Origin of the sequence: Kitasatospora sp. NPDC059160, assembly GCF_042755465.1 — a bacterium.
GTDB lineage: Bacteria > Actinomycetota > Actinomycetes > Streptomycetales > Streptomycetaceae > Kitasatospora.
Genome location: NZ_JBHZCN010000053.1, coordinates 1 through 6,723, shown reverse-complemented (window position 1 = coordinate 6,723; position 6,723 = coordinate 1). Strand labels below are relative to the sequence as shown.

The following is a 6,723-nucleotide window of genomic DNA, read 5'->3' as shown; positions in this document are numbered from 1 at the left end:
GCGGTCAGTCGGTCGTCGGGCCGTCCTTGAGGACCCGGGCCACCACGGCGACGGCGGCGGTGACGTCCTCGGCGCTCACCCCGTTGTGGACGACCGCGCGGATCCGGCCGTGGCCGAACTCGGTGACCGCCAGGCCGTGCCGGGCCACCGAGGTGACGAAGCTGCGCCAGTCGAAGCGCTCGTCGGTGACCTTGAAGATCACGATGTTGGTCTCGACGGTGTCCACGTCCAGCTCCACGCCGGGCAGCAGCGCCAGGCCCTCGGCCAGCCGGCGGGCGTTGGCGTGGTCCTCGGCCAGCCGGCCCCGGGTGTCCAGTGCCACCAGCGCGGCCGCCGCCAGCAGCCCGACCTGGCGCATCCCGCCGCCGAGCATCTTGCGCAGCCGGCGGACCCGCTCCACGAACTCCGCGCTGCCGGCCACCATCGAACCGACCGGCGCGCCCAGGCCCTTGGAGAGGCAGAACTGCACCGAGTCGACGTGCGCGGTGATGTCCGCGACCTCCACCCCGGCGGCGATCGCCGCGTTGACCACCCGGGCGCCGTCCAGGTGCACGGCGACGCCGCGCTCGTCGGCGAAGCGGCGCACCTCGGCCAGGTAGTCGAGCGGCAGCACCACGCCGCCGCAGCGGTTGTGGGTGTTCTCCAGGCAGATCAGCGAGGGCAGCGCGAACTGCGGGTCGCCCGGGTCCTTCGGGAAGGCGGCGGCCAGGTCCGCCAGCGCGATGGTGCCGTCGGCCTGGTTGGGCACCGGCTCGTAGACGACCCCGCCGCAGACCGCGGCGCCGCCCGCCTCGTACAGCCAGATGTCGCTCTCGGCGCCGACCACGGCCTTGGTGCCGCGCGGGGCGTGGGCCATGATCGAGGCGAGGTTGGCCATGGTGCCGCTCGGGAAGAAGCAGGCGGCCTCCTTGCCGGTCAGCTCGGCGGTGCGGCGTTCGAGCTCGTTGACCGTCGGGTCCTCGCCGTAGACGTCGTCGCCGAGCTCCGCCTCGGTGATCGCGGTGAGCATCTCGGGCGTCGGCAGTGTGAAGGTGTCACTGCGCATCTCGATCACGGCGGGAAGGTCCTCTCGTTCCGGCACGGTGCGGGGTGGATCAGCTCGCCGGGACGGGCTCGGCGAGCTGCCGGGCGGCGCCGGGGCGCAGCCTGGCGGTCACCGGGAGGTGCTTGATCCCGGCGATGAAGTTGGAGGCCAGGTGGGCGACCGGGCCGGCCGGTTCGAAGCGCTCGACCAGTTCGGTGACCTCGGTGAAGAACTCGCCGAGGGCGATCCGGGCGAGCGGGGCGCCGACGCAGTAGTGCGCGCCGAACCCGAAGGCGACGTGCCGGTTGGGGGTGCGCGCCACGTCGAAGACGTACGGGTCGTCGAAGACCGTCTCGTCGCGGTTGGCCGAGCCCAGCCAGGCGACCACGGCCTCGCCGGCCCGCACCGGTTCGCCGCCGAGGACGGTGTCCTCGGTGGCGTAGCGCATGGCGTGGGTGGCCGGGGAGGCCCAGCGCAGGCCCTCCTCGACGGCGGAGGCGACGGTGGCCCCGCCGTCGAGCAGCCGCCGGTACTGGTCCGGGTGCTCCAGCAGGGCGTTGACGGTGGTCGCGATGACGTGCGGCGCGGTGACGTTGGCGCCGAGCAGCACGTTGTAGCAGTTGTAGATGACCTCGTCGAGCCGGATCGTGCGGTCGCCGACGGTGAGCTGCTGGAGCAGCCCGACCAGGTCCTCGCGCGGGGTGCGGTCGGCGGCCACCTCGGCGAAGTAGTCGAAGAGTTCGTGGTGCGCGGAGACCAGCTGGTGGCCGCCGGAGTCGTCCCGGGAGGCGGGGTCGGCGGGGGCGATCGCGACGGTGGTGAGCCTGGTCAGTTCGGGCCAGTCGGCCTCGGGCAGGCCCATCAGGGCGCCGGTGAACATCATCGGGAAGGCGGTCATCGCGGCCGCCAGGTCCCAGGGTTCGCCGCTCGCCAGCGGTGCCAGCAGCTGCCGGGCCATCCGGCGGATGGCCGGGCGGCGGGCGGCGAGTTCGCGGGCGGAGAGCGCCTGGGCGACGGGGCGGCGCAGGTAGCCGTGGATCGGCGGGTCGCTGGCGACCATCATCCGGTCGGCCGCCGGGTCCTGTTCGCCGAGGACGGAGAGCATGTTGCCGCGCCGCGAGGTGTAGAGCGCGTGGTCGCGCAGCACGGTGCTGGTCTCGGCGTGGGCGGTGACGGAGACGTAGCCGCGGCCGCTCGGGACGGTGAGCCGGGTGACGGGGGCCTTGTGGCGGTAGTGGCGCCAGACCGCGTGGGGGTCGCCGGTGGCGTAGAAGTGCGGGTCGCTCAGGTCGACGAGTTCCGGGTCCGGTGCCCCGTCCCGCTGCCCGTCGTCGCCGGGGCCGGTGATCCTCACCGGTCGGCCCCGGTCGGGGCGTCGGAGGCGAGTTCCGGCCGCTGGGTCCTGATGTGGTCCGCCAGTCCGGCCACGGTGGGGTTGAGGTAGAAGGCCCGGGCCCGGATCACCGCCTCGAACTCGGCGGTGATCTCCCGGGTGATCCGGCTGGCGGTCAGCGAGTGCCCGCCGAGGTCGAAGAAGTCGTCGTCGACGCCGACCGGTTCGACGTCGAGGACCTCCTGCCAGAGCACGGTGAGCCGGTGCTCGACCGGGTCGGCGGGCGCCCGGTAGGGCACGTCGCCGTCCGGGCGGGTCCGGCCGCGCCGGGCGGCCAGGGCGTCCCGGTCGACCTTGCCGTTGGGCTTGAGCGGCAGCCGGTCCACCCAGACCAGGGCGGTGGGGATCATGCCGGCCGGGAGCTCCTCGGCCAGGGTGCGGCGCAGTTCCACCGAGGAGACGGCGTAGGGGCCGCTGTAGAAGCCGACCAGCCGGCGGTCGCCGGGGCCGTGGTCCTGGAGGACGACGGCGGCGTCCTGGACGTCGGGGTGGCGGCGCAGCCGGGCCTCGATGTCGTCGGACTCGATCCGGATGCCGTTGACCTTGAGCTGGCCGTCGGCCCGGCCGGCGAACTCGTAGGCGCCGTCGGGGCCGCGCCGGGCGAGGTCGCCGGTGTCGTACATCCGGGTGCCGGGGGCGCTCGCGTACGGGTCGGGGAGGAAGCGGTCGGCGGTGAGGCCGGGCAGTCCGAGGTAGCCGTGGGCGAGGCCGGCGCCGTTGACGAAGAGCCGGCCGACGGTGCCGTCGGGCACCGGGTCCAGCCGCTCGTCGAGGACGACCATGCCGGTGCCGTCGATCGGTCCGCCGATCGGGACGCCGCGGTCGCCGAGCGGTGCGCGGACGGGGTGGGTGCTGGTGAAGGTGGTGTTCTCGGTGGGGCCGTAGGCGGCCGAGACGAGGGTGTCGGGCAGGGCGGCGGCGGCCCGGTCGACGTGTTCGGCGGAGAGCACCTCGCCGCCGGTGAACAGCCGGCGCAGGGCGGGCAGGTCGGTCAGGCCCGCCTCGACCGCCTGGTGGAACAGGGCGGTGGTGAGGAACAGCACGGTGGTGCCGGTGTCCCGGGCGGCCTTGACCACCTCCGCCGGGCCGAGCCGGCCGGCCGGGGCGAGCGCCAGGCAGCCGCCGTTCAGCAGCGGGCCCCAGATCTCCAGGGTGGAGGCGTCGAAGGCGACCGGGGCGAGCTGGAGGAAGACGTCGTCGGGCCGGGCGTCGAGGTAGCCGGCGTCCAGCACCAGGCGCAGCACGGCGCGGTGCGGCACGCAGACGCCCTTGGGGCGGCCGGTGGAGCCGGAGGTGTAGGCGACGTAGGCGAGGTCCTCGGGGGTCTGTCCGCTGTGGGTGCCGGGGTCGTCCGTCGCCGGTGCAGCCGTCACGTCGAGGTGTTCGGCGGCCACGTCGAGGTGCTCGAACGCGCCGTCGAGCTTCGCCCGTCGGTCCGCGTCGGTGACCACCAGCGACACCTCGGCGTCGCCCAGGATGGTGTGCAGCCGGGCGGACGGGTCACCCGGGTCGACGGCGACGTAGGCGGCGCCCGCCTTGAGGATGCCGAGCAGGGCGACGACCAGCCGGGGCGAGCGCTCCAGCAGGACGCCGACCCGGTCGCCGCGGCGTACGCCCCGGTCGCGCAGCCGGGCGGCGAGCGCCCCGGCGGCGGCGTCGAGGGCGCCGTAGTCGAGGTCGCCGGCCTCGCTGCGGACCGCGGTGGCGGTCGGCGCGGCCGCCGCGACGGCGGCGAAGCGGCTCGCAAGGGTCCACCCCTGCTGGGGAACTGACTCGGTCGTGCCCGGTGATTCCAACATGGTGCGGTCGCGGATCCCTTCGCGCGAAACCCTTGCCCTGTCAGTTCTTGACGAGAAGTCAGTGAATGGAGTTCGGATAGTGGGTAACGAACTCTTTTGCCGAGTCGTGGACTTGGGGTCCGGCTATGCCCCCACCTCGAACGCTTCGGATGCTATTCAGCGTGACGATGCGCCGTCAAGAGCGGACCGGATCTCTCCGCCCCCGCAACGCCAACTCACCACGGGTGATCGGGATTTTCCCCTTTTGCTTGCACAGCACGTGGGGCAGCTCCTACTGTCATGGAGTGATCAGGAGTCGCGGCAGTGTGCTGCCCTGAGCACCGTCATCGGTCGACCGGACTCGACGTCGACCCAGACAGGCCATCCCCAAAAGGGAGAGAGCAGGGAAGTCCGTGGGTGAGCGGCAACGTTCCGGCGTGGTCGCCGGAACCGACATCGTCGACGTGGCCGGAATCGGCTTCGGTCCCTCGAACCTGGCCCTCGCGGCCGCCATTTCGGAGATCGCCGACGGGGCCCCGGTCACCGCGCGCTTCTTCGAGGCGCAGCAGCGCTTCGGCTGGCACCGGGGCATGCTGATCGAGGGCGCCACCATGCAGGTCTCGTACCTCAAGGACCTCGTGACCATGCGCAATCCGACCAGTCCGTACTCGTTCCTGTGCTACCTGCAGGCCAAGGGCCGGCTGGCGGACTTCATCAACACCAAGTCCTTCTACCCGCTGCGGGTGGAGTTCCACGACTACCTGGAGTGGGTCGCGGAGGGCTTCGCGGACCTCGTCTCCTACGGCTCGCGGGTGGTGGCGGTCGAACCGGTCGCCGGCGAACAGGGCGTCGAGTTCCTCGACGTGGTCTTCGTCGCGGCCGACGGCACCCGCCAGGTGCAGCGCGCCCGCAACCTGGTGATCGCCGCCGGGATCGAGCCCAAGCTGCCCGCCGACCTGCCGCACTCCCCGCGGATCTGGCACACCTCCCGGTTCCTGCCGGAGGTGGAGCGGATCGCACCGCAGGACCCGCGCTCCTTCGTGGTCCTGGGCTCGGGCCAGAGCGCGGCGGAGGCGATCGAGCACCTGCACGCGCGCTTCCCGCGGGCGCAGGTGCACTCGGTGCACTCCCGGTACGGGTTCAGCGTCGCCGACGACAGCCCGTTCGCCAACCAGGTGTTCAACCCCGAGGCGGTGGACCGTTTCCACACCGCCCCGGACGACGTCCGGCAGCGCCTCATCGAATATCACGCCGGCACCAACTACTCGGTGGTGGACGCCGATCTGCTGCAGTCGCTGTTCCAGCAGGCGTACCTGGAAAAGGTGGCCGGAAATCCCCGGCTGAATTTCCACAACGTCTCCCGGGTAAGCGAAGTGACGGAAACTCCGGACGGCCTGCGGATCGACGTGGAATCGCTGTCCTCCGGCACCAGCACCATCCTGGAGGCCGAGGCGCTGGTCTGCGCCACCGGCTACACCCGCACCGACCCGGCGGTCTTCCTGGACGGCCTGCTGCCGCACTGCGGGCTGGACGACCAGGGCCGGCTGCGGCTCGACCGGGAGCACCGGGTGGTGACCGACGAGAGCGTGCACTGCGGCATCTACGTCCAGGGCTTCGGCGAGCACAGCCACGGGCTCTCCGAGACCCTGCTGTCCCTCTCCGCCGTCCGCGCCGGGGAGATCGGCGACATGCTCGTCAAGGCACTGTCCGGCTGACCCTCGCACCGACCGGCTGGCCCCCGCACCGACCGGGTGGGCCGGTCGGCCGGCCGCCCGGGGCGGATCCGGCAGCGCCGAAACACTGAGACCGAGGAGTACGAGTGTTCACGCCGAAGCTCTACCAGGTGGACGGGGACGACTGGCCGCTGCGGGTCATCGAGCGGCACCCGCTCGCCGTGCTGACCGGCAACGGGAACCCGACGCCCAACGCCACCCACGTGCCGGTGATCGTGCCGCCCGACGCCGCCCCGGGCGACCCGCTGCAGGGCATGCGCCTGTGGACCCACATGACCCGGGTGAACCCGCACTGGCAGCAGCTCGTCGCCGACGGCGGCGGCCCGGCGAAGCTCGTCTTCCACGGGCCGAACGGCTACGTCACCCCGACCCTCTACTCCGCCCCGATGGTCGCGCCGACCTGGAACTACGTGGCCGTCCACCTGGAGGGCACGATCGAACTGGCCGCGGACGACGAGACCCTGACGATCGTCCACACCACCGCCCAGACGCTGGAGGACCGGTTCGGGGACGGCATGCCGCTCGCCCCCTCGCTGGAGTACCACCGGCAGATCGTCGGCGCGGTCGGCGGCATCCACTTCACCGTGACCAAGGTCGAGGTGATGTTCAAGCTGAGCCAGGAGAAGGACCCGGAGGTCCAGCAGCGGGTGCTCGACCGCTTCGCCGGCAGCGGCTCCGGGCTGCACCGCGAGGTGGCCGACACCATGCGGGCGCTGCGGCTGGGCTCCGACGAGCGCTGACGCGCCGGGAACGGGAACGCCGGAGGCCCGGGGTGGTGAACCACCACCCCGGGCC

The 6,723-nt window shown here is 72.6% G+C and carries 5 protein-coding genes; 2 read left to right on the top strand and 3 right to left on the bottom strand.

What is annotated here, in order from left to right; translation table 11 throughout:
- Window positions 1-4 precede the first annotated feature (4 nt).
- Genes ACFXOZ_RS22875 through ACFXOZ_RS22865 form a run of 3 tightly spaced genes read right to left on the bottom strand, consistent with a single transcriptional unit; the run spans window position 5 to window position 4,216 of the window.
- Window positions 5-1,045: a GntG family PLP-dependent aldolase gene (locus ACFXOZ_RS22875; RefSeq protein ID WP_380592352.1), complete on the bottom strand. Its 1,041-nt coding sequence runs from the start codon at window positions 1,043-1,045 to the stop codon at window positions 5-7.
- 49 nt (window positions 1,046-1,094) lie between these two features.
- A complete protein-coding gene (locus ACFXOZ_RS22870) occupies window positions 1,095-2,378 on the bottom strand; it encodes a cytochrome P450 (protein WP_375890498.1) in 1,284 nt (427 codons plus the stop codon).
- Window positions 2,375-4,216, bottom strand: a complete 1,842-nt coding sequence (locus ACFXOZ_RS22865) for an amino acid adenylation domain-containing protein (RefSeq protein ID WP_380530049.1) — start codon at window positions 4,214-4,216, stop codon at window positions 2,375-2,377. Before ACFXOZ_RS22865 ends, ACFXOZ_RS22870 begins: the two co-directional genes overlap by 4 nt.
- Before the next feature lie 416 nt (window positions 4,217-4,632).
- On the opposite strand from ACFXOZ_RS22865, the gene ACFXOZ_RS22860 reads away from it, so the two are divergent.
- Entirely contained in the window at window positions 4,633-5,910 is a 1,278-nt protein-coding gene (locus ACFXOZ_RS22860) for a lysine N(6)-hydroxylase/L-ornithine N(5)-oxygenase family protein (RefSeq protein ID WP_380530048.1), read from the top strand.
- 104 nt (window positions 5,911-6,014) lie between these two features.
- Window positions 6,015-6,668, top strand: coding sequence for an FMN-binding negative transcriptional regulator (locus ACFXOZ_RS22855; protein ID WP_380530046.1), 654 nt, complete (start codon window positions 6,015-6,017; stop codon window positions 6,666-6,668).
- Window positions 6,669-6,723 lie beyond the last annotated feature (55 nt).